The organism is Chitinophaga skermanii, assembly GCF_003259335.1.
GTDB classification, from domain to species: domain Bacteria; phylum Bacteroidota; class Bacteroidia; order Chitinophagales; family Chitinophagaceae; genus Chitinophaga; species Chitinophaga skermanii.
The window spans coordinates 100,368-125,208 of the sequence record NZ_QLLL01000002.1; the positions used below are offsets into that span (position 1 = coordinate 100,368).

A 24,841-nucleotide genomic window follows, 5' to 3' on the forward strand; every position below is an offset into this window, starting at 1 on the left:
CTTAATTGTTAAAACCGGCAATCGATGCCAAAGCTGTAAGTTCTCAATAAAGGATATTGCGCCCCTTTACCGTCGCCAAGTTCTACATCCCATAGGTCGAACTTGCTGAATGTGGCCACGTTGTAACCAACACCGTAAATTCTGAAGTTGCTAATACCCAATTTGTTTAACCAACGTTTCTTCGTGAAGGTGTAGCTGAGTTCTACGTTCTGTAAACGCATGAATGCACCGTTTTTAATCCACCAAGTACTATTGGCATAGTTGGAGTTAGAAGTAGAAGGATACGTAAGACGTGGGTACCAAGGATCGGTGTTTTTACCATCCGGCGTCCAACGATCGGTGATGTTGCTAAATAAGTTACCTCTCGAACCTTCTTTCTGGAAAGGTTGTAATCCTTCACCGTTGAGTGAAATATCCACGTTGCTAATACCTTTGAACCATGCGCCTACACTGAACCCTTTGTAAGTAAAGGAAGGACCAAAACCATACACAATTTCTGGGATAGAGCCATAGCCGATAGGACCTTCGTCGTAGTTATTGATGCGACCATCGCCGTTTAAATCTTTATACTTGATATCACCCGGTTGTATATCGCCGGTTTGTATAGGACTGTTGGCAATCTCTTCTTTCGATTGGAAAAGTCCTAACGCTGTTAAACCAAAACGTTGGCCTAGTTTACGACCAATGGCTTGTTGCCAAGGGTAAGGCCATAATGCGTTAGCATCTTGTTTCACAATAGCGCGGTTCCATACAAAGTTGCCACGGAATTCGAAGTAGAAATCATCCCCTATCTTCTTATTATAAGTAATCGTAGCATCTACCCCTTTGTTACGCACAGCACCTAAGTTCCCATATGGCGAACGCTGAATACCAGCGTAGTTTGGTAAATCGCCCCGTTGACGGAAAATACCATCGCGGTTTTCCAAGAAGAAATCGGCGGTGATAGAAAGGGCATCTTTCAAAGTACGTAATTCGATACCGAGGTTCGCTTTCTTTGCACGTTCCCAGGTAACATCTACAGCGTAATCGCCCACATCTAAACCACCATAATCGTTGTTGGTGTTTTTACCGAAACTATAACCTGTTGTAGTAGCTACGGTAGAAATGTAAGCGAACCTTCTACCCCCAATATTACTGTTACCCACAATACCATAAGAACCGCGGAACTTCAAGAATTGAATGGTATTCTTCAAAGGCTCGAAGAACTTTTCACTAGAGGTAACCCAGCCCACACCATAAGAAGGGAACAACCCAAAACGAGCGTTCTTACTAAAGGTTTCGGAACCATTATACCCGAGGTTTAATTCAATTAAATAACGTTCATCGTAACCATACGTAGCCCTTGCGGCGAAACCTTGGTAACGGTATGGAATAGCATCGATGAAGTTACCCGCGAAAGCATCGGTACGATCGCTTTGGTTGAATAACAACATACCGGTTACATCGTGTTTGCCGAACGAGTTATTATAGTTAATAGCCGCTTCGGAGTAGAACTGGCGGCTGCCGCTGTTGCTGCGGTTGTAACCCAAGTAGCTAGAACCTACACGCGTTTGTTCAAATACCAAGTTACCTTCAGCATCGCGGTGTGTAGCAAACCAGGCATCTACTGTTTTGGTACGCGAAATTTGGTGGTAGTTATAGTTATCGAACGAGAACATACCGTAAGCAGATAAACCTTTCAAAAGCGGGCTTAAATCTTGTGTAACACGTGCGTTCGACCATAATTGACTGTTGGTATTGTTAATATATCCACTTTGCGTAAGCATGTCGTAAGGGTTTGCTTCTTCACCACGCACTTGAGGAATAAGGCCATTGGAGTATTTTACAGGAATAATCGTAGGGGGCATTATGTATGCCGCGTTCCAAATATCGCCTGTGCCTTTACCTGGATAATTACCTTCAGAAATCCATCCCGATGCACCGAAATCAACTTTTGTATTCTTGAATACTTGTAATGATAAGTTGCTCGTGAAGTTATAACGGGTGAACTTAATCGCTGAATTATATTGCGCTAATTCATCCGTTTTATATAAACCGGTTTCGTTGTAGTACCCGGCAGATAAATAATAAGTTGCTTTTTCTGAACCACCGCTGGCATTCAAGTTCACACGTTTATTATAACCGTGCTTATTGAACATTTCGTTCATCCAGTTTACGTTTGGATAAAGATCTGGATCGCTACCATCAGCTGTTTTTTGAATCTTTTCGGCGGAATAGAGAGGGTCGGCTGTAGGGTTGGTATTCGCGTAGGCTTCATTGGCCATTTTAAGATACGTAACACCATCGGCGAATTGCGGCGTTTTGGTGAACTGGGTAATACCTTGGTTAAACTGTACGTTTACTTGCGGCCTACCCTGCTTACCTTTCTTCGTTTCAATTAAGATCACACCATTCGCGCCACGTACACCATAAACAGCTGTGGCCGATGCATCTTTTAAAATGGTAAAGCTGGCAATATCTTCTGGATCGATGTTATTGAAAGTACGTTCTACACCATCTACGAGTACTAAAGGACTACTATTGGTGAACGTGCTTATACCACGGATATAAATTTGAGAGCCATCGTACCCGGGTTCACCACTACGTTGCACCCCAATTACGCCCGCAATACGACCGGCAATAGCGTTTGTAAGGTTGGCTGCCGGGATCTTCAAATCCTCTGCTTTAATAGAAGATTGCGCACCGATTAAGCTGATCCGTTTCTGGCGACCAAAACCTACGACAACCACATCTTTCACACTACCACTTTTCGCTTCCAATATAACATTCACCACCAGTTGCTCGCGGATAGCGATGGTTTGAGATGAATAGCCAATGAAAGAGAATTGGAGTGAATCGCCGATGTTGGCACCAATCGAATACCTACCCAAATCGTTTGTAGGTACTACGCGGCCGCTTGTTTTGTTCATAACCGTAGCACCGGGCAGCATGAGGCCCGTTGCGTCGGACACGCGCCCCGAGATCGATAATTTTGGCGTATCTACCGGGATGGGCATCGGTGCCACCGGGAAAGAACGCGGTTTAATAAATACATTGCCACCTTCCAGCGCATAGCCGATCGGTTGGTCTTTGGTGCATAGGTCGAGCACTTCTGTTAAACTGGCACCGTTCACATGAATGGTAACGGGCGCGGTGCGTTTCATGAGGATTTCTTTATAGAAGATAGAAATCCCCGTCTGTCGTGTTAGTTCCGGGAAAATATCCTGGAGGCTTTTATTACGAACAGACAATGAGACCTTTTGCGAATAGCCTGCCGCGTTTACGTGCAGGAAAGCAATCAGTAGTAAGAAAGCTGTTAACTTCATTATCAGCCAAATTTTGGTTGTTGACTTCATTCCATACGAAGCCCGTGCATTACTTTTAAAATGCATAAATTTGCAGTGTTTGGTAGTTCTCAATCAGGTTGCCCTCGCTTTGCGAGATGGAACCCAGTTACAGATGTTGAATTATCAGATCCAAACGGGGGTGTTCCCGCACCTCCGTTTACTCTGCCGGCTTATGAGCCTAATCATTAGCGTACATACATAGTGTGTGGATTTTATTTTATAATTGGCTTTGTTACTTTGGCAGAATCGTTACTTTGCGTCCTTCTACTTTAAATTGATGAGAACCATATGCGCTTAATAGTTGCAATACATCTGAGAGGTTTTTCTTTCTACTGATACTTCCCCCGTATAATTCTTTACTGTCGCCCGCGAGGTTAATGAACTCTACATCATACCAGCGCGAAATTTCCCTGACAATAGATGCTAGGTCGGCATTATTAAAAATAAACAGGCCATTTTTCCAGGCCAGTGTTTTATCGAGATTGGCAGGTTGTACGGTTAAAGTACCGGCTGTTACATCCGCTACAGCTTGTTGTGCTGGGTGGAGCAGCGTATGTTCTTTCGCGCTTTGTACTTGTACACTCCCTGTTACTAAGGTTGTTTTTATTTGTTGTTCGTCGGGATAGGCCATAATATCGAAGCTGGTGCCCAGTACATGTACGTTTACGGTCCCTACTTTCACTTTGAAGGGGCGGTTCGCATCTTGGGTAACATCGAAATAGGCTTGGCCTTGTAATTCTACAATTCTTTCCTTTCCATTAAAAACGGTCGGGAACGTTAGCTTGCTGGCAGCGTTTAACCATACATTTGTACCGTCGGGCAGGGTAACATTAAAGCGCCCACCACGGGGTGTTGACAAGGAATTGATTTGCGCTACATCCGCCGAGGCATATAGATAGGTTAAACGGCCGCTATCTTCTTTTACAGCTTGATCCAGGTGCGAGCCGAGTGCCATGTTGTCTAACACTACTTCTTCGCCATTCCCAAGGGTTAATACGGCTTTGTTACCGGCCGGTAGATGGTCGTTCGCGAGGAGTTGTGTAGCAGGTGTTGGGGAAGAAGGTAATAGGTATTTGTACCCTACTACCGCCACCAGTAATACGGCCGCTGCTGCGGAGATCACCCGTATGCGTCGTTGCAAAGTGCGCGGTTGAGTAGCCTTTGCAATGTTCTTCCACATCCTAGCTTCGTGGGCTTCACGACTGGCTACAAAATCTGCAGGTAAATCCAGCACTTGGCCATCGTCGTCGTTGAGCCATTGTGCTAGTTCTTCGCGCTCTTCTTGCGTGATCGTACCTTCCAATAGTTTGCGGGAAAGTGCCTCGTAACGGTCGTTCGCTTGTTCATTTGCCATGTAAAAGATGTTGGTGCTTATAACAAGGTCAATTGAAACAGGCCGAACCCTGAGTGTGAGAAAAAATATTTTTTCAGGGCTTCCCCCGGGGGTGTACAGCTACAATTTGCATAGCATTGTGATGGTCGCCAAATACCTTGTACGTTCTGCCTTGTTCCTTGTCTTCGAAAATAATCCCGAGTGACAGGAATAGGTGCCGGGGATCGTTCGGTGGAAATGAAACGGTAAGGATTTGCGTATTGGTTACATGCTTCGTCAAGGATATAGGAGCTGTGATGTGCATATCGCTATGTTCCTCCCCTGTACGGAAATTAAAAGCGCTGATATGTACTACGATTTTAAAATGCGTAGCATCCTTTGGCCGTGTTATTTTGTTGATGGGTATGAACGAAGGAATTAGCACCCCGGCCTCGCCACTAACCCTGTTAATATCGGTTACAAAAGGCACCCTAAACACGCGCTGAAACCGGCTATTTTCATTGACTTCAAAACCTTGTAAGAGGCGGGTATCGCCATCTTCTACGGTGCGCTGCCCGCGGTAATTCACGGTATCTGTTTTCACTACTTGGAAGAGTTGGGATACGATACGATGGAATAATACCTTATTGGGTACAATTTCGCTGATATCCTGTAAGCCAGCCCGGAAGCTAACAGCCGTTTGAACAGTGTTGCCGAATTCCGTTTGATGCGAACGCATTTTCTCATACTGCACTTCCTCCCGCTTTATTGGTTTACGGAATGCCTCCGTGGCAAGAAGGCCATTTTGCGTTTGATAAAAAGAAAGCTTTTCTGCTTTTTGTGGATTGAGATAACAAATCTTTGTCATACTGATGAGATATTAAAAGTTAACAATACAGGCATTTTTAAAGCTGTGCCATGCAGCTATCTCATCTGATCAGATATTCATGTAATTACAAGTCAAAAATACTTCCCTATATCGATTCTAGGAAATGCCGTGCATAAATATGCATGATTATGCATGAATGTGCATGGATATGCAGGTATACAAGTATAGGAAAGATTTTGAACGCTTGCATTTACGTAGGTCAAGCGTGCCGGAATATGCCGGTTTATGCCGCTTTATGCCGGATTCCTTTATATCGCTTTGTATATGAATGCATTATCAGCAGTAGATGTAGCTACGAAAGTCATAACCACTTGTTTATCATATCTATAAACGATGCGGAGATAGGCTTAGGATAGGCTCGAGATAGGCTTTAGATAGGCTTGGGATAGGGTGAAGATAGGGTTTAGATAGGGTTGGAAAGGGTAAAAGATAGGCATACAGATGGGTAAGTAGTATAAACCAAACTGTTTACCTTTATAGCGACTTACCTCCTGTCGCAAAGAACCCTTTATTTGTCCGATCTCCCCATCTATGAAATCAAAGAAACGCTGCAACTTTGTAGCGGAAGTGGAGCAGGTACCACTATAATAAACGGGCATTACCGAAAGGCCATATGAGTAGGATGTAAAAAACTATCTTATGTCGAACAATTCCGTTTCCTTACACAGGGTTATAAAAACAACGCCGGAGAAATTATACCGTGCTTTTACAGATGGGGCTGCCTTATCATCGTGGTTACCGCCTTATGGGTTTGTATGCACTGTACAAGCATTTAATGCTACAGTTGGCGGCGCTTTTCGCATGACGTTTATTAATTTCAATACTGGCAATGGGCATTCTTTTGGTGGCACCTATACAGCATTAACACCGAATGAATTTGTACAATACGCCGATACTTTCGACGATCCTAATTTACCCGGTGAAATGACTACCACTGTTTGGTTAAAGCAAACCATTGCGGGTACTGATATTAAAATTACCCAAGAAGGAATTCCTGCCGCTATACCTGTAGAAATGTGCTACTTGGGATGGCAAGAGTCGTTGGAAAAACTAGCGAAGTTAGTAGAGCCGAATATTCCTGATGCTTGATATATATTTGTTCAATTGGTATCGTCCATATTTCCTTGCACATTATCACCTTCATCGACAGCAATAAATATAGCAATAGCGTTTATCAAACATTAAAAAGCCCGCGATGTGCGGGCATTTTAATGTTTGATAATTATTTCGCTTTCCGAGCTGCTTTTCTACCTGTATCTACACCTGGTTCGGCAGCCCCCCCTCCATCGGGAGGATAGTTAGGTGGATATGGCGAGGTTTGGTAATAGCTGGCACCTGGGTATTGGAGGTAATTATACCGTACGAAGTTCTTCAAGCGTTCGATAAAGCCGGCACTACTTACTTCATCCGGCAAATCGTAACCGCTTGAATTGAATCGATTAATGGCATATAATAAATCGGCTACATTGTATTCAACAGGCACACCTTCTTCCATACTATTGGCGATGGCGTAGTGTTTCACTGCATTCAAGTAATCCCAATAGGCCAAGTACTCCGAGGTTTTAGGGTTAACATCTGGGGTACCGGGATTTCCACCGCCTGGGTTACCCGGGTTGCCGCCAGGGTCGGTAGGGTTGGCGGGATCGGGTATTTCTTCACCAAAACCAGGCTTGCATGCAGGACCACAGAACCAAGCAGGCTTGCAATTCAAACAAGCGAGATCATGCGCTAAACACGCTAAATCGGCGTATAAACAACAACCTTTATAGTTTCCACAACAACCTAAAGAGGTACCACATCCCAATACGCAGTACCAAGCACAATCTCTTCCGCCATTTTTAATATTGTCGACTACATCAATAAAATCCTCGCTTGATACTAATAGCCCGTAAAAATCAGTGAATGGAACGGCTACGCCTACATAGTTTTGTAAATATTGTTTAACAGCAGTCGATTGTGCCGTTTGCCCGTGCGTACTTTCATATTGTGTGACCGTATATTCTAAGTTCGCTTTCGTATAATAATGATCTTCTTGACACTGGAAGTACGATTTACCGACTAAAAAAGCTGGGTGAACTGTGCAATTACAATCTGCAGCATTCGCTTCTTTGCGGGCTAGTGTTTTGAAAATAGCTAGGTTCATACTTAGGCTGTAAAGTACTTCATGACTAGCCGTTGTGAGCACACTATTCATAATCGCTTCTAAATCGGCAATGGTACCTTGAATAGTTGCAGCAGGCAAATCGTAGTCACTTAAATCGGCCACTTTTTGTTCGATTTGATCGGCTTGGTAAACTTTCCAAATTTCGTTGTTAAAATCGAGTTGGTAAGAAACATCCACATCTATGTTACTTAACTCGATGCTCGAACTAACCACTTTAGTACTGGTGTTATATTCTACAGACACAACATCTACCGGGTTACCGGCTTCTTCGGAAGCATCGTATACTAACTCATTCGCGGAAGCTTGGGTAATAGGAAGATCGAGGTCAATTTCCGGTGTAGGGCGAGGTTTGTTAGCATTTTGTTGGGTCGATTTTTGGCAGGCCATTACAAACAACATGGCCACTAGCACAAAGGCTATGTAAGCGAGATTTTTGCGCATCATGTAATATAGGGTTTGATAAAATGGAAAATATGAGTGTATATCGCAACTTACATGCTTTGCAAGTTGCGATATAAGGTTATGCTTTTTGTGCTACTCTACCGCCTGGATTTGGGACAGGCACCTCTTCCCCACCATCTTCCGGCGGGAAATTTTCAGGGTATGGTGTAGCTTGGTAATAGCTGGCACCGGGGTATTGCAAGTAGGTATTGCGTACGAAATTCTTTAAGCGCTCGATAAAGCCAGGGGCATCTGCACCTACCGGTACAGCAAAGCCACTATTGGCGAAGGAATCGATTCTAAGTAATAATTCTGCTACGTTATATTCCAATGGAATTGGTACGTTCATACTATTGTAAATAGCGTAACTTTTTACGGCATTCAAGTAATCCCAGTAAGTGATATATTCTGCTATTAAAGGAGCATCGCTAGGGGTACCAGGATTACCGGGGCCACCTGGGCCTGTAGGCGTGCCTGGATCATCGGCAGGATCGTCGATAATGGCTATGCCCGGCTTACATTTTGGCAAACAGAAATCTTTGGGTTTACAATCGATACAGATTTTGTCGTGAATATAGCAAATGATATTCCTGTAATAACAGCAACCTTTGTAGTTACCACAACAGCCGTGATCGGAACCACAACCGAGTGGGCACCACCACGCGCAATTGCCACTACCACTACCAATGTTTGTTATAGCGGTATCAAATTGTGCAGGCGTTACCATTAAACCATATACATCCTTGAATGGGATTGCAGGGCCGGCATATCCTTGTACAAAGGTTTTGATAGTTGTAAGGTCGGTTGTTTGACCATATTCACCTTCATACAAAGTGAGCGCTGATTGTAAGCTTAGCTTTTCGTAGAAATGATCTTCTTGGCAAATGAAATAAGCCGTACCTGTTAAGAAAGAAGGATGCACGGTACAATTACAATCACTTGGGTTAGCAGCTTTTCTTTCCAAGGTTTTGAAGATGGACAGGTTGATACTTAAGCTGTACAAAACTTCGTCGCTGGCAGTGGTTAATACATTGCTCATGATCGCTTCTAAATCTGCAATGGTACCTTGTATGGTAGCTAAAGGCAGATTAGCGATACTTAAATCGGCCACCTTTTGTTCAATCACATCTGTTTGATGCACTTTCCATACTTGGTCGGTAAAATTCACCGCGTACGATACATCCACATTGTTACTGAGTTCGATCGTGGAACTAACGATTTTTGTGCTTGGATTAAAGGCAACAGATACCATGTCTACTGGGTCTGTTAAAGAAGCACTGGCATCATATACCAGTTGATGGGGCGTTGGCTGTGTAATGGGCAACGATAGGTCTATTTCAGGCGTAGGTCGTGGCTGGCTAACTGTTGTGTTAACCGACTTTTGACAGCCTATAAAACCGGGTAAAACACAGCACATGAAGCCAAAGAACAATAGGGACGTTTTCTTCATATTATAAGGGGATTTAGATGTAACGGGATAACGTCGGGTATAACACATTCCGGGATAACATACGCATGCGCGTTACTCAATATAACATGATAATTTCATATTTCCAATAGTTGCACGTAATGTGCCATATAAATAGTACGGGTAAGACTAATTAGGATTCCGATTTATTCAAATCATCTTTAAAAAGAAAATCCCCCGCGGTAAGAATACCGGGGGGAGTCTATCAACTTAAATAGAAAGTATGTTCTTTGCGAGCATATCGTTAACAGTTATTGATAAGCGGGTAACCGCTATCGTATTTTTATTCTTCGCTTTCCGTGTTTTTGATTTTCATCAACAATGCAAAGGCATTCTTCAATACTACTTTCGTATCGGCAGTAATACCTTGGCCTTCGATTTGTTGCTTCTTATCGTGTTGAATGCCGGGTTTTACTTCGGTCATTTTATAGGTTTCCGGTTTGGTTTCTACAAACACATAGTACTTGTTTTCCCAGCGTACCATGGCATCTTCCGGCACTATAATGCCTTTCATACCTTGTACAGCTACTTCACCATTCATAAACATACCTGGTGCTAATCCTGGAACGTTTTGTTCGAAATGGCAATGCACTTCAGCCATCCTGTTTTCATCGAAGGTTCTATTGACTAAGATGATTTTAGCTTTGTAACGTTCCGTAGGATTGGCATTGGTGTATGCAGATACAGGTAAACCAACCGTAATTTTATCCAAATCCTTTTCAAATACCTTCAATGCAAGGTGTTTATCGGATGGATCTACAATGGTAAATAGAATATCTGTAGGAGATGCATATTTACCGATAGTTACATTTACTTGCGTAATATAGCCATTGAGTGGCGATACTACTGTTACCTCTTTTCTAACAGATGCAGGCGTTAAGTTAGCGGCATTGATACCAATCATTTTCAACTTCTCGGCCAAAGCACTGATTAAGATGCGTTGACGATCCATTTCTGCCTTGGCTTGTTCGTATACTTTATCGCTGGTGGCTTTACTTTCGTTGAGCACCCGTTGCCTGTTGTATTCTAATTCTGCTACGCCGTAATTGGTTTTGGCGGTGAGGTAATCTTGTTGCAGTTGCACAAATTGAATATCCTCGATAACAGCCAACACCTCCCCTTTTATCACGGCTTTACCGGGCAACATGTTGGTCGATTTAATATAACCACCTAGCGGGCAACTTAAGTTCGCCGTATTTTGGGGTGCTACATCTATCGCACCTTGTAAAGTAATAACGCCATCGATATTCTCGAAAGATGGCAGTCCTACTTCTACCCCGGCGTTCTTGCGTTGTTGCTCGGTAAGCGATACAATTTGCTCATCTACTACGGCTACTTCCTTCGTGGTATTTTCAGCCGGCGTATTGGTGGCTTTTTTATTGCCGCAGCTCGTCATCATAAACAATACTACGCTGCTATATATAATCGATTTCATGGTTTAATTATTAGTGAGTTTATTGTATTGAATAACGGCCTGGTTGAAGCTATTGAGTGTATTGATATACTCGCTTCGAATACCAATGGCTTGGTTGACGAGCATAACCCATTGTAGAAAATCAATTTCTCCATTTTGGAATTGTACATCCGCCGTGGAAGAAATGAGTGCTGCATTGGAGAGTCCTTTTGCTTCGTAATATTCTAATACTTCGCGGTACTTGGTTACTGCTTGTACGGCATCGTTCAGGGCTGTTTGTAATTGTAGCTCCACCGAGGAAGCTTGCTTGATACTACTTTCGTAATTAAGCTTTGCTGCACCTGCGCGGGCCGATTGAGCCTTGGCAAAAATGGGAATGCTGATGCCAGCGCTTACATAATGAAAGCGATCTGCGCCACCGTACATCTTCTCTACCCCGTTTACGTTTTGTATGCCTTTGATACTTTGGTTATTGTAGCCTAAAGTAAGCCCCGGCATTAAACGCGAGCGTTCAAGTTTCCAGTTATTGTATGCCGATTCAGTGGTGAATTCGGCTTGTTTGTAAATGGGCAATTCCTTCACATCTGCCGTTGCTATTTCGCCCGGTAGCTGGCCAGGGAATTTATCTTCGTTGATGACGGGTTCGTGGAAGACGGAATCTTGTAATAACTGGTTATAGCGGTTCAGCGTTAGAATCATGTCCTTTTGCAATAACCGGTATTGGTTTTCTATTTGTTGTAATTGGGCTTCTGCAGAAGTTTTCTCCAATATGTTCGCGGCACCTGTTTCGAAACGCTTGCGCGATTTGGATTCGAATAAACGGTATAGGCTATCGGCGTATAGCAATAGCTCTTTACGTTTTAGCATGGCCGCGTATTCGTAGAAAACGGTACGTACTTCGGTGCGTAACTCCAATTCGCTCATTCTTGTTTTCTCTTGCGCTACTTTCCAATCGGCTTGTAATACTTTCGATTGGTTAACATACACAGTAGGGAAACTAATGGTTTGACTGAGGCCAAACCTATTATCGGTGTACACGCTGTTGGTATGCCCGAAATCGGCGCTTAATACGGCATGACCGGGATCGAATGCTGTTTTCTTCAACTTCGCAGCAGCATCTTGGTGTAACCGGGCGCTTTGGATGTTGAGGTTATTTCTTTGCGCGATTTGTAAGGATTGTTCCAGCGATGTAGGCACTGCTTGTTGGGATTGTGCTTGGCTCGATAGCGGCAGCATAAACATCGCTAACAATACCGCTGTTACCGCTGCTGCACTTGCCTTCGAATTACTTTTCGGTGGGCGATTGAATAACAAGTACAAAGCCGGCAATACAAACAAGGTAAGGAAGGTAGCCGTAATTAAACCACCAATTACCACGGTAGCTAAAGGACGTTGTACTTCGGCACCGGCGCCGTTACTCATGGCCATTGGTAAGAAACCAAGGGAAGCCACGGCGGCTGTCATTAATACAGGGCGTAGCCTGTTGCGAGTTCCTACCATAATTAATTCTTTCGTATCCGTAATACGGCCTTCTTTTTTGATCCGGTTGAATTCCGAAATCAATACAATCCCGTTCAACACGGCCACACCAAATAAGGCAATAAACCCTACGCCGGCAGATATACTGAATGGCATATCTCTTAAGGCCAATGCAAACACGCCACCAATAGCCGATAGCGGGATGGCGGTGTAGATCAACAATCCTTCTTTTACAGAAGAGAATGCAAAATAGAGCATCGCGAAAATCAAGAGCAAGGCCACCGGAACGGCCACGCTTAAACGTTGTTTTGCTTGTTGTAAGTTTTCGAAAGCACCACCGTAAGTGATGGTGTAACCGGGATCGAGTTTCAACTTAGCAGTTACTTTCTGTTGTAACTCTTCTACGATCGATTCCACATCACGACCACGTACGTTGAATCCAACAATAATTCTGCGGGCAGCATTTTCCCGTTGGATTTGGTTCGGCCCTTCAATTTCTTCGATGTTGGCTACTTGGTACAATGGTACTTGTTGCCCCGTTGCTGTTGCAATGGGTAAGTTGCGTACATCTTCAATATTCTTTCTACCATCTTCTCCTACCCGTACCACTAAATCGAAGCTTTTTTCGCCTTCGTATATTTTACCGGCAGCAGCACCGGCGAATGCGGCATTGATGGTTTTATTAATATTTTCTACGTCGAGACCGTATTTAGCGATTTCATCGCGGTTATAGTCGATTACAATTTGTGGCATACCGGTAACAGACTCTACGTACCAATCGGCAGTGCCTTCTACTGTTTTAGAGATTTCGCCTAGTTTGGCAGCGTATTCAGCGAGTTTGTCGAGGTCTTCCCCGAAGATTTTACATACAACATCTTGTTTGGCGCCTGTCATTAACTCGTTGAAACGCATTTGTACAGGATATTGGAAGCCTGTGGTAACACCCGGCATTACTTCTTGCGCGGTGGCCGACATTTTGCTGGCAAGTTCAGGGAACGACTCGGCACTAGTCCATTCACTTTTGGGCTTCAGCACGATAATCATATCGCCCCCTTCGATGGGCATTGGATCGGTAGGAATTTCGGCGCTACCGATACGACACACAACCTTTTCTACTTCCGGGTATTTCTCTTTGAGTGTAGCGGAGATAAGATCTATAGATTTAATCGTTGTGCTGAGGTTGGTACCTACCAATAAGCGGGTTTCAACTGCGAAATCACCTTCTTCCAATTGCGGGATAAATTCGCCACCCATGCGGGTAAACACGAATACAGCAAGGGCGAATAAAGCGAAAGCAATGGCTACTAAAGATTTGCGGATACGGAGAGCTTTGGTGAGCATTTTGTGATAGCCGTTCTCTATCCGCGTCATGATTCGATCGGAGATATTGGGTTTATGAGAGAGCTTCTTACTTAACACTACCGAGCTAATCATGGGTACGTATGTTAACGATAGAATGAAAGCACCTAGAATGGCGAACGCCACGGTTTGCGCCATTGGCTTAAACATCTTCCCTTCGATACCGGTGAGGGAAAGAATGGGTAAGTATACGATAAGGATAATGATTTGTCCGAATACGGCGGCGTTCATCATACGGGCGGCAGAAGAAGTTACTTCTTCATCCATCTCTTGCTGGGTGAGTTTGGATAGACCGGCATATTTTTTAGAGAAGAAGAGGTGATGTAAAATAGCCTCCACGATAATTACAGCGCCATCTACAATTAACCCGAAATCCAATGCACCCAGGCTCATGAGGTTACCGCTTACACCAAACGTGTTCATCATCGCTACAGCGAATAACATCGATAAAGGAATAACCGACGCTACGATTAAACCCGCGCGGATATTACCGAGGAACATCACCAATACAAATATAACAATGAGTGCACCTTCTAATAAGTTATGCTCTACTGTGCCGATGGCATTGCTCACCATTTTGGTACGATCGAGGAAAGGTTCAATTTCCAACCCTTCCGGCAAGCTTTTTTGAATCTCTGCAATTTTTAGCTTAACGGTTTCGATTACATCGGAAGAATTCCCTCCTTTCAACATCATCACAATACCACCACATACTTCTCCTTCCCCGGCCATTGTTAAGGCGCCGTAGCGGATAGCGGAGCCTAAACGTACTTCAGCAACGTGACTGATTAATACAGGCACACCACCATTATTCTTAATAACGATTTTATTGATATCGTTGATGGATTTGGTTAACCCAACACTGCGGATATACAAAACGGTGGGTCCTTTTTCGATGTAGGCGCCACCCGTGTTTTGGTTATTTCTTTGTAAAGCAGCAAACACGTCGCTAATGCTAATATTCATCGCTTTTAGCTGCGCGGGGTTTACTACTACTTCGTATTGTTTCAGTTCGCCACCGAACGTAGATACATCGGCTACGCCGGGTGTACCGAGTAGTTGCCTACGTACGAACCAATCTTGCACGGAGCGCAATTCGGCTAAAGAATAGCGATTTTGATAGCCTTTCTTGGGCTTAATGACGTATTGATAAATTTCACCAAGGCCCGTTGTAACAGGCGCAAGGGAAGGCATATTGGCATTCTCGTTTATCTCTACTTGCGAGAGGCGTTCCGTGATTTGTTGACGTGCCCAATATATATCTGTTTCATCGTCGAAAACGATCGATACGAGCGACAAACCGAAGCGCGACATGCTTCTACTTTCTTTAATGCCGGGCACATTACTAACGGCCAGTTCAATGGGGAAAGTAATGAGGCGTTCTACATCTTCTGCCCCTAAAGAAGGCGCTGTTGTAATTACCTGTACTTGGTTATTGGTAATATCGGGAACGGCATCAATGGGCAATTGTGTTAATTGGTAGGTGCCATAGGCGATCCAAATCAATGTAAACACAGCAATTGCCAGTTTATTTTTAACTGAGAATTGAATAATCTTATTGAGCATAAATATTTAGCTAGGATACACAATATCGTGGCCCACGGTGCTAGTAAAGCAATCGGCCATTCATGCAGCGTTGGCTGCAGCAATCATGAAAAAATAGGTAAGAAAAATTATGCCCTTGGAGGACGGAAGAGGCAATCGGCAGCAGGATTGAAGTAGAACTGCTGGCGTTCGAGCGGGTAATCTCTTTCAACAATACCTACGCGCGGGTTTTGGATGGTTTCTTTTTGAAGATGTGGTACGAACAAGAAGGATACAACAGTAATATGCGGGCTTTTAAAAGGCAGTTGCATATCCTTATCATCATCATTATCATCTAAATCGTTTCCCCAATAGTGCATCCCTAGGAAGTCCATGAATGTAATAGAGGCATCTCTGCGGGTATGATCTTGGAAATGTTCATATAGCTTAGGCAGCTTGGCAAACTGTAGAAAGTTTGTTGCCTCACCTATGAGTATAAAGAACAATATGTGCAAGATGGCCTTTTTCACGGTGGCAAAAATAGGGTTGTTTGTGGAAAATGCAACATGAAAAGGATGGATGGTAGGAAAAGTTAATATGGAATGTGTTACTACATTGAGCATTCCTGCCTATTCCAAGTGTAATCTCGCAAGTTATGACATCCGTATATTAGGGCTTGATGCGAGCTTGGGAAGCGAATACATGTAATGCTTCTGTAATATCTGCATCCCTATTGCTTACTACATCCCAAGGGGTATAATTTACCGTCCTATTCGGCATAACACCATGTCCATAAACAGGCTTTTGCAACACAGACACAACGCGCAACATGGGAAAGTCGACCGCTACCTTGGTATTAGGCAAAGTGAGCACTTGCATATTACCACCGCTGCAACCCTCTGCGCCTCCATGTGTTTCACGCCCAATGAAGAAGGCCCTTGGGCAATATTGCCTAATGGCAGCAGCTGTATGTGCTCCAGATGAAAAGGTAGCACCGTCAATGAATACAACGAGATTCCCGCCGTAATGATCAGTTTGATCTATATGTTGTTGTGCTAATAAGTTAGTGAAACCCTGTTGAAAGTCCATTTTATAATGCCCATCTTTTACTTGACCTGTAGGTATGAAACTTAGTTTGAAGCTGCGTGTTCTTTCGGGATCGAGGTATTGATCGAACGGTGTTCTTGCGGGATTGGCGATACGTGCCCATAAGTCGCCTACCATTTGAAAGTTACGATCGGCTACATACGTTAACAATTTAGCAGCGATCCTAATATCTCCCCCCGTATTATGGCGAAGGTCGATAATTAGGTTTTTGGTCCCTTTTCTACGGATTTCTTCAAATGCTTTGGCATAGATGAGGGTATCGTTGTATTGATAGCTGTGTACTTCGAACCAGGCAGTATTGCCATTTTGTTGAAATCGAAGTGGCAGGTAACCCGTGGTGGTATCTACTTGCCAATCTTTGTAATTATCGACGATTGGGATAGGATCGGCTGGCGGGGTATTAGCGGGTACGGTATCTACGATGATGGTGTGCTGATTGCCTTTGGGGGTTTTCACCACCATGGTATAAGGTGGTTGCCAATGGTAATACTTATTACAAGCATCTTCGAAACCATCATATTCGCTGAGGAATAATTCTTTGAAGGTAATGTTGTTACCATCGGCCGCGTAGAGATCACTTCCATGTTTGATAATATCTTTCGTGGGGGTATTATTGATGCTGATAATTTCGTCGCCTGTTTGCACCGTGGCGATTTGATGATACGTAATAAATGCCCGGTTGTTTTGCACCAGTACTTTGAATGGTAAACTCGGTAATGCTTGGCTGGGTCGTTTATAGTGCTTGGAATGTTTGATTTGTGTATGGCCGCATTTTAGGGCACTGATAAACGGGTAGATAGTGGCGATGAAGGCATCTTCCGTTATGGGTTGATTGAGTTGCGCGCGGGTTGTTTCGTACATATAGCGAAGACTATCGGCAGCGGTGTAAAGCCCGAAAGCGGGATGCATATCGTGGATAGCTGACCATAAGATGTCCAAGTCGGATTGCATGCTTTTGACGGGGAGTAATGGCGGCTTGGGCTGTAGTTGTGCTTGAAGGCTTAGGGAAATACTGAGCATTACAGCTAGTAGACTGAATTTGTATCGTTTACCTTTGTGTTGATAATGAACATTCATGATGCATCGCAATATGGGATGAAGTTAATAAAGTGGCGACAAAGCATACATTAAATTTCCAACTTGAATAATTCCATACCGTTCATTTACCTTCACATCACATCATTACAAAAAATCACCCATCCCCTCCCTCTTACGGCTTCCCGTAAAATTGCCAGTACAAGCAAGATTACTTTTGAAATGCAATAACGCCGCAACCAATTACCCGGTGTAAAACATTGCAACCAAAACTACCAGCTATGGCAATCAATCTACAAAAAATCACTTTAGAAAGAACAGGTGATTCCCACGTTATTGACCTCTCTAAAAAAACAGGTGGTCTTACACAGGAGATCAACATTAACCTCAATTGGTCGAAAGGTACTACTAAAAAGAGTGGCTTATTTGGCGGGCTTTTTAGTAGTGACAGTACAGACATTGATCTCGATTTGGGTTGCTTCTATGAACTCAACAATGGCGAAAAGAGCGTCATCGATGGTTTGCAATTCGCTAAAGGAACAGGTGGACCTAAAGAGCAACTTACGCGGCAAGGCAGGTATACCGGCGTGCCTTGGATTTGGCATACCGGTGACGATCGCGGCGCTGCTGCAGGTTCTGGTGAAAACATTATTGTGAATCCTCAAGGTATGCAAGATTTGAAGCGTATCGTGGTGTATTGTTTCATCTATGATGGTGTAGCTAATTGGGCAGAAACGAATGGTATTGTTACCGTAAGCGTGCCGGGTGTGGCCGATATTGAAGTACAATTAGGCAAACAATCAAGTCCCAACAACTTCTGCGCTATCGCCGAAATCCTTTTCTCTCACAACACCATCAACGTTAAAAAGCTTGTCACCTTCCATAGTGGTCATGGCACCTGCGACATTGCTTACAAATGGGGATTAGAATGGGGCTTTGGCGCTAAATAACCGATGAAAATAGACACCTCAAAACACAGCCATTTTTCATTCGACCTGTGGTTAACGCTCATCCGCTCCAACCCTTCTTTCAAAGCAAAGAGAAATGCATTATTCAAAGCCGTTTTCAATATTGGTGAACCGTTAGAAAAGGTAGCCGCTATTGTTAGGCATTACGATGTGCTAGCGAATAAAATCAGCGAAGTATCGGGGCGACATATGTATGCTGAACAAATTTACTGTTTAGTATTACAAGCGCTTCACATCGACTTGAACGAGCATACCCAACAACTACTGCAAACATTCCAGGCGGAGGCAGATGAGTTATTCATGTTGTACAAACCGGTACTACTGCATACTAACCTCCAACAACATTTCGAAGCAATAAGGGCACAAGGTAAATCTATTAGCATTCTAAGTAATACTGCCTTTATTAAAGGATCGGTGTTAAGGCAAGTGCTAGCGCACTACGAGTTGTCGGAACTACTTTCTTTCCAGTTGTATTCTGATGAAATAGGTTATGCCAAACCTGCGGGGAAAGCCTTTGATCTTGTTTATCAGCATGCCAATAGCATTCGACCCATCGACAAGTCATCCATATTACATATTGGCGACAATCCTACGGCCGATTACCATGGTGCTATCAATTTTGGATTCAATGCCCTGTTAATTTAACAAATATGAACCTGAGATACAGTCTTCACAAAATCGAGCATGCATACGACCCGTCCTTTTCCCCGCTGGAGTATAGTCGCTTTAAATTCGGGCAAACTTGCTACGCGGAGAAATTCGCACAGGAACTATTTGATGGGTTTATTGCTCAATATACCGATCTCGTGCTGGCGCAAGAAGAAATTATATTGTTACCCAGCCCGTATTGTGCTATTCCCACTGCTTCAAATTTCCTGTGTGCTTATTTCAAAAAGCACTTGAACAGCTTTTTGTTTAAACACCAGCGTCCTGCTTGCAAAGAAAGTAAGATACATCGTTACCAAACGTATGTAGAAGATTATGGCAATATGGATTACGAGCAGCGGGTACGGCTTATTTCCGGCGACACGTATTATTTAGACAAGCAATTTATTGCCGGCAAATTGTGCCTTTTCTTGGATGATATAAAAATCACGGGAAGTCATGAACATACGGTGAATAAAATTTTGACGCAATATAATGTTGATGGACAATTCATCTTCTTGTATTTCGCTGAATTAATGAACAGTGATGTACATCCACGCATAGAGAATTACTATAACTATTTCGATGTGCAATCGCCCGGCGATATTATCCGCATCATGAATAGCGCCAGCTTTTGCTTTAATACGCGCTTAGTGAAGTATATACTATTGTTAGACACAGCGGCTTTTACCGAAGTCATGCGTAACATCAGCAGGAAAAAACGCAACGAACTACTCGACCTAGCTATTAGCAACAACTATCACCAAGTTATCGATTACCAAGAAAATATTTCAAAACTAAAACCCAAAAAAACATGTCAATTAATTTGATCAAAGGGCAAAGACAAAGCTTACAAGCGCCCAGGTTTACAGTAGGTCTTGGCTGGGATGCTAATACATCCTCTACAGGTACTGATTTCGACTTAGATGCTTCTGCTTTTATACTTGGCGAAAACAGCAAACTCTTATCTGATCAACATTTTGTATTCTACAACAACCTCCAAGCGCCGAATGAATCAGTAGTGCATACAGGCGACAACCTGGTGGGAGACGGTGATGGTGATGATGAACAAATTATAGTTGACCTCTCAAAAATTGATGCACATGCCAGTGAAATCTGCATCGTAATTACCATTCACGACGCGGCAGGGCGCAACCAGAATTTTGGACAAGTGCGCAATTCTTTCATCCGCATTTTCAATCCTGATACGAACGAGGAGTTATTGAAATATGAATTGGAAGAGGACTTCTCTATTGAAACGGCTGTTGAGTTCGGTAGAATTTATAAGAGAAATGGCGAATGGAAATTCGAAGCCGTAGGCGCCGGTATGAAAGGTGGTTTACAGGATTACTTAAACAAATTCAACTAAGCAACATGTCGATTGATTTACAGAAAGGCCAACGCATCAACTTACAAAAAAGTAACGGCACAACGCTCAGCAACATCTGTGTAGGTGTTAACTGGGGAGCTATTCAACGAAGGAATTTACTGGGAATAATGAAGCAAGAAGCGGTTGACCTTGATGCCAGTTGTATTCTTTTCGATGACCAGCAGAACAGGATGGATGTTGTATACTTCGGTCGCCTTCGTTCGAAAGACGGGGCCGTAAAACACAGTGGCGACGATTTAACGGGCGACATGGGTGAAGATGATGGTAAAGATAATGAAATCATTACCGTAGACTTCTCTAAGCTCGATGCTAAAGTTAACAAGATCGCCTTTGTTCTGAACAGTTTCCGCGGACAAGATTTTGCCTCCATCCCTTTTGCTTCCATCCGCATATATGAAGGAACACCCACCTATGTACAATCGGTGTTTGCCAGTTACAACATCGCACAAGCCAGCAATTTTGCAGGACATGTTTCTATGGTACTAGGCATCTTTTACAAGGTAAACAACGAATGGAAGTTTAATGCCATTGGCGAACCTACCAAAGATCACAAACTAGAAGATACGATTAGAACTGTTCAACAAAAATTCTTATAACATGAGAAGACTACCGGTATACCTGTTGTTAGATACTTCCGGCTCCATGACAGGCGAACCCATTGAAGCCGTGAAAAACGGGGTGCAAATGATGATCCATTCCCTTCGTCAAAACCCCCAAGCCATCGAAACAGCATTTGTGAGCATTATCACCTTCGATACGGATGCTACACAAGTGATCCCGTTAACAGACCTCGCCTCGTTCCAAATGGTGGATTTAAAAGCCAACGGCGTAACTGCTATGGGGGCCGCCTTGGGTTTATTGGCCGACAAACTACAAACGGAAGTAGCCCGCACTACGCCTGAACAAAAGGGCGACTGGAAACCATTGGTATTTATCATGACCGATGGTATACCTACCGACGATTGGCAAATAGGGTATAACAAGCTGAAAGCTGTCAATAAAGGCCTTATTGTAGGTTGTGCGGCAGGACATGGTGCAGATGATTCGGTATTGAAACAAATTACCGGCTCGGTGGTACGGTTAGACAATGCCGATTCCGAAAGTATTTCCAAATTCTTTCAATGGGTAACGGCTTCTATTTCTACCACTTCTACTAAAGTAGAAGAATCGGGGAAAGAAGTAATAGGCATGGAACAATTGCCACCGCCGCCATCGGAACTAGTCATAATAGCTTAAACCATGACGAGAAGATTACTTGCTTACTTCCTCTTGGACACCTCGGGTTCCATGCATGGAGAGCCTATACAAGCATTGAATAACGGCTTCAATGGATTGATTAGTATGCTACGAGCAGACCCGCAAGCCATGGATTCGTTACATATCAGCGTGATCACGTTCGATAAGGATGTGAAAAACATAATACCGTTAACAGACTTGGCCAGTTTTCAGCCTGTAGAAATTAAATGTCCAGAAAGCGGCCCTACCCATACGGGGCAGGCTTTAGAAATGCTTTGTGACCTAGTAAAAAAGGATCTCGTTAAAGGTTCTGCTGATAGGAAAGGCGATTGGAAGCCGTTGTTGTTTTTATTCACCGACGGCAAACCATCCGACTTACAATTGTACCGTGCGGCGATCCCAAAAATCAAAGCACTTGATTTTGGTATGATCGTCGGGTGTGCAGCGGGACCAAAGGCAGAAACAAGTTTCTTGAAAGAATTAACGCCTGAAGTGGCCAGGTTAGACACAACGGATGTAAACACGTTGACGACCTTCTTCAAATGGGTTAGTTCTTCTATTGAAATGGGTAGCAAATCCCAAGGCACCGGGGAAAACATGGTACTGCCGCCCCCACCTGGTGAATTAATTCTAGTTGTATAAAACAGCCATTATGAGAAGATTACCGGTTTACTTTCTAATAGATGTATCTGAATCGATGGTGGGAGAACCCATTGAGCAGGTACAGCAAGGCATATCGACGGTGATGACCGCGTTAAAAACAGATCCCTATGCCTTAGAAACAGTGTGGGTATCGATTATTGCCTTTGCCGGCAAAAGCAAAGTAATCACGCCTTTACAAGACGTGATTACTTTCTACCCTCCTACTATTCCAATAGGTAGTGGCACCTCTTTATCGAGTGGCTTAACAACACTTATGCAAGCCATTGATCGAGATATCGTAACCACTACGTTCGAGAAAAAGGGTGATTGGAAACCATTAGTGTTTTTATTCACCGATGGTACACCTACTGATGCTTCAGAACAAGCGATTACGCAGTGGAACAACCATTATCGAAGAAAAACGAACATGGTGGTTATTTCTATTGGTGATCGTACTAATTACGCGCTTTTAGGCAGTCTATCGGAAAACCTCTTACGCTTTCAAGACACGGATGCAAATGCTTATAGTGCATTCTTTAAGTGGGTGACGGCTTCGATCAAAGCAACCAGTGAGCATGTGAGCAACCATGGGATGGAGGTGATTAATCTTAGTAAAGCAGACCCGGGTGTAATGGAGAGAATCGACTTAACAAAGCAACAGGTAGTGCCGGATGATCAGTACGTGGTAGTACATGGTAAATGTTCGAAAACGAAGCAGTCGTATTTAGTTAAATATCGACAAGCATTGCAGTCACCGGGTATACACGATTTTCAAACTAGGGTTTATGAAATACAAGGGGCTTATAAAATTGATGCTGATAGTTATGAAGCACTGTCGAGCCAAGCAGCTTCCTCCATCAAAGTATCATCCAGCGAACTCCAGGGAAATACGGATTGCCCCTATTGTGCACAGCGTTTTGCAATGGCTACTTGCAACTGTGGTAAGAACCATTGTATTCGTGGCAACGGGAAAAACACTTGTCCATGGTGCGGGCAAACAGCCTATTATCGTTTTTCATCCAGGAGGTTTGACATAAATAGAACATTAGGATAATGGTAGAACAATTCTTACAACAACTGTTAACGGAGTTCAATATCGCTACTAGTAAATACTCGGACAATACTATATCCCGGCTTTTACATCATGCGAAAATTAATGAACTCACGAAATCGATCACGGCCGCTAAAAAACAGGCGATCAATATCTTTCAAATGTATAGCGTTTCAGAAGCATTCAAAGACACACCCATCATACTGCCCAATGCCACAGCCAAGCAAGCCTATTCATTCCAGTTCGATTTATCGGCATTTCCGCATACACGCATACGGGAAATTCGGTTACTCGATAAAGTAGGGCTGGCTTTTGATCCGGTTACGGCGCAAATAACCGGTGTACCCATGGTGGCCATTACAGTAGACTTGCAGGTTGTTTTTACATGTGGACAAGATGAAGACCAGGCAGAAGACATCAAAATTATTCCGCTGATTGTAAATGCCGATCCGAAAGACTTGTGGTTGAACAAACCGAGTAATAAAAGTGCATTGTATGCGAAAGAAGACAGTGATCGATACGCCGGTACTTTTCTCGACAAACGCATTGTAGTAGCTTCTCAACGTGGACGTTCGCATGCGCATGAAGGTTCGTTCCGGGATGATCACTTTTATACAAAGCCGTTATTGCTGGGTTGGGAGATTATTGCGGTAGCAGATGGCGCGGGTTCAGCCAAGTTTTCACGGGAGGGTTCAAGGATAGCCACCACGTTTATTGCCGATAGTTTTAATGATGAAGGGGTGTTGAAGGAATTATCGGATCGTTGTACGGAATACTTCACCCCTACCGAAGAACATTCAACGGAAGAGCAAGCATTGAAGCACAAGTCGGCCATCATTAACATCCTCTATAAATCTGTCCGTAGCCTTCACACTGCGCTCAGCAATTTTGCTACGCAAGAACAGGTACAACTGAAGGATTTAAATACGACGTTGATTTTCGCCTTGGTTAAAAAATTCGAATACGGTTACGTAGTGTTAACGTTTGGTGTGGGCGATTGCCCCATTAATGTTATCACGGAAAACCCGCACGAGGTAAAACTCCTAAACCAACTCGACATCGGCGAATTTGGTGGAGGTACCAGGTTCATTACCATGCCGGAAATATTCACGAACGAAATAGTGAGCCGATTTGCCATTCACCGTTTTAGCGATTTCTCCAAGCTTGTATTAATGACCGATGGTATTTATGATCCCAAGTTCATTACAGAGAACAAACTGGAAGACAAAGCGGCTTGGGATATGTTTTGGGCTGATTTAGCCGGTGAGAATGAAGACCAAGCAAAAGTTGACTTCCTACAACCCAACGGTATCGACCAACAATTATTATCGTGGTTAGACTTCTGGAGCAAAGGCAACCACGACGATCGTACGCTCGCCATAATTTATTAA

At 43.5% G+C, this 24,841-nt stretch carries 19 protein-coding genes; 10 read left to right on the forward strand and 9 right to left on the reverse strand.

What is annotated here, in order from left to right:
* Window positions 1-8: 8 nt before the first annotated feature.
* The 3 genes from LX64_RS04460 to LX64_RS04470 all read right to left on the reverse strand — a co-directional run bounded on the left by LX64_RS04460 (window position 9) and on the right by LX64_RS04470 (window position 5,506).
* Entirely contained in the window at window positions 9-3,305 is a 3,297-nt protein-coding gene (locus LX64_RS04460) for a SusC/RagA family TonB-linked outer membrane protein (protein WP_158538525.1), read from the reverse strand.
* Between the two features lie 253 nt (window positions 3,306-3,558).
* Window positions 3,559-4,680, reverse strand: a complete 1,122-nt coding sequence (locus tag LX64_RS04465; RefSeq protein ID WP_111596432.1) for a FecR family protein — start codon at window positions 4,678-4,680, stop codon at window positions 3,559-3,561.
* Between the two features lie 73 nt (window positions 4,681-4,753).
* Window positions 4,754-5,506, reverse strand: a complete 753-nt coding sequence (locus LX64_RS04470; RefSeq protein ID WP_111596433.1) for a hypothetical protein — start codon at window positions 5,504-5,506, stop codon at window positions 4,754-4,756.
* Window positions 5,507-6,166: 660 nt separating this feature from the next.
* Between LX64_RS04470 and LX64_RS04475 the strand changes: the two genes are divergently transcribed.
* A complete protein-coding gene (locus tag LX64_RS04475; RefSeq protein ID WP_111596434.1) occupies window positions 6,167-6,616 on the forward strand; it encodes an SRPBCC family protein in 450 nt (149 codons plus the stop codon).
* Window positions 6,617-6,749: 133 nt separating this feature from the next.
* Here LX64_RS04475 and LX64_RS04480 read toward each other — a convergent pair whose 3' ends face one another.
* From LX64_RS04480 to LX64_RS04505, 6 genes are all read right to left on the reverse strand, one after another.
* Window positions 6,750-8,135, reverse strand: coding sequence for a hypothetical protein (locus LX64_RS04480; protein ID WP_111596435.1), 1,386 nt, complete (start codon window positions 8,133-8,135; stop codon window positions 6,750-6,752).
* A gap of 76 nt (window positions 8,136-8,211) precedes the next feature.
* A complete protein-coding gene (locus LX64_RS04485) occupies window positions 8,212-9,582 on the reverse strand; it encodes a hypothetical protein (RefSeq protein WP_148707193.1) in 1,371 nt (456 codons plus the stop codon).
* 301 nt (window positions 9,583-9,883) lie between these two features.
* Entirely contained in the window at window positions 9,884-11,035 is a 1,152-nt protein-coding gene (locus tag LX64_RS04490) for an efflux RND transporter periplasmic adaptor subunit (protein WP_111596437.1), read from the reverse strand.
* A gap of 3 nt (window positions 11,036-11,038) precedes the next feature.
* Window positions 11,039-15,418 (reverse strand): CusA/CzcA family heavy metal efflux RND transporter, encoded by a 4,380-nt coding sequence (locus LX64_RS04495; RefSeq protein ID WP_111596438.1) that lies wholly within the window; start codon window positions 15,416-15,418, stop codon window positions 11,039-11,041.
* Window positions 15,419-15,525: 107 nt separating this feature from the next.
* Window positions 15,526-15,906: a hypothetical protein gene (locus LX64_RS04500; protein ID WP_148707194.1), complete on the reverse strand. Its 381-nt coding sequence runs from the start codon at window positions 15,904-15,906 to the stop codon at window positions 15,526-15,528.
* Between the two features lie 139 nt (window positions 15,907-16,045).
* Window positions 16,046-17,560 carry a S41 family peptidase gene (locus LX64_RS04505; protein ID WP_111596440.1) on the reverse strand — a complete coding sequence of 505 codons (1,515 nt, stop codon included), beginning with the start codon at window positions 17,558-17,560 and terminating at the stop codon, window positions 16,046-16,048.
* Between the two features lie 239 nt (window positions 17,561-17,799).
* Here LX64_RS04505 and LX64_RS04510 point away from each other — a divergent pair, with 239 nt between their 5' ends.
* The 9 genes from LX64_RS04510 to LX64_RS04550 are packed head-to-tail and all read left to right on the forward strand — an operon-like array spanning window position 17,800 to window position 24,841.
* Entirely contained in the window at window positions 17,800-18,468 is a 669-nt protein-coding gene (locus LX64_RS04510) for a stress protein (RefSeq protein WP_111596441.1), read from the forward strand.
* 3 nt (window positions 18,469-18,471) lie between these two features.
* A complete protein-coding gene (locus LX64_RS04515; protein WP_111596442.1) occupies window positions 18,472-19,131 on the forward strand; it encodes an HAD family hydrolase in 660 nt (219 codons plus the stop codon).
* Between the two features lie 5 nt (window positions 19,132-19,136).
* On the forward strand, window positions 19,137-19,961 hold the full coding sequence (locus LX64_RS04520) for a phosphoribosyltransferase family protein (RefSeq protein ID WP_111596443.1): 825 nt from the start codon (window positions 19,137-19,139) through the stop codon (window positions 19,959-19,961).
* Window positions 19,946-20,500, forward strand: a complete 555-nt coding sequence (locus LX64_RS04525; protein ID WP_111596444.1) for a TerD family protein — start codon at window positions 19,946-19,948, stop codon at window positions 20,498-20,500. The genes LX64_RS04520 and LX64_RS04525 overlap by 16 nt, the downstream gene beginning before the upstream one ends.
* A 5-nt stretch (window positions 20,501-20,505) precedes the next feature.
* On the forward strand, window positions 20,506-21,117 hold the full coding sequence (locus tag LX64_RS04530) for a TerD family protein (protein ID WP_111596445.1): 612 nt from the start codon (window positions 20,506-20,508) through the stop codon (window positions 21,115-21,117).
* Window position 21,118: 1 nt separating this feature from the next.
* The gene (locus LX64_RS04535) at window positions 21,119-21,757 is read left to right on the forward strand and encodes a vWA domain-containing protein (protein WP_111596446.1); all 639 of its coding nucleotides are present in this window, start codon (window positions 21,119-21,121) and stop codon (window positions 21,755-21,757) included.
* A gap of 3 nt (window positions 21,758-21,760) precedes the next feature.
* Complete coding sequence (locus LX64_RS04540) at window positions 21,761-22,399, forward strand: vWA domain-containing protein (RefSeq protein ID WP_111596447.1); 639 nt, start codon at window positions 21,761-21,763, stop codon at window positions 22,397-22,399.
* A 10-nt stretch (window positions 22,400-22,409) separates the two neighbouring features.
* Window positions 22,410-23,453 (forward strand): TerY-C metal binding domain-containing protein, encoded by a 1,044-nt coding sequence (locus tag LX64_RS04545; RefSeq protein ID WP_111596448.1) that lies wholly within the window; start codon window positions 22,410-22,412, stop codon window positions 23,451-23,453.
* Window positions 23,453-24,841, forward strand: coding sequence for a PP2C family serine/threonine-protein phosphatase (locus tag LX64_RS04550; RefSeq protein WP_111596449.1), 1,389 nt, complete (start codon window positions 23,453-23,455; stop codon window positions 24,839-24,841). The genes LX64_RS04545 and LX64_RS04550 overlap by 1 nt, the downstream gene beginning before the upstream one ends.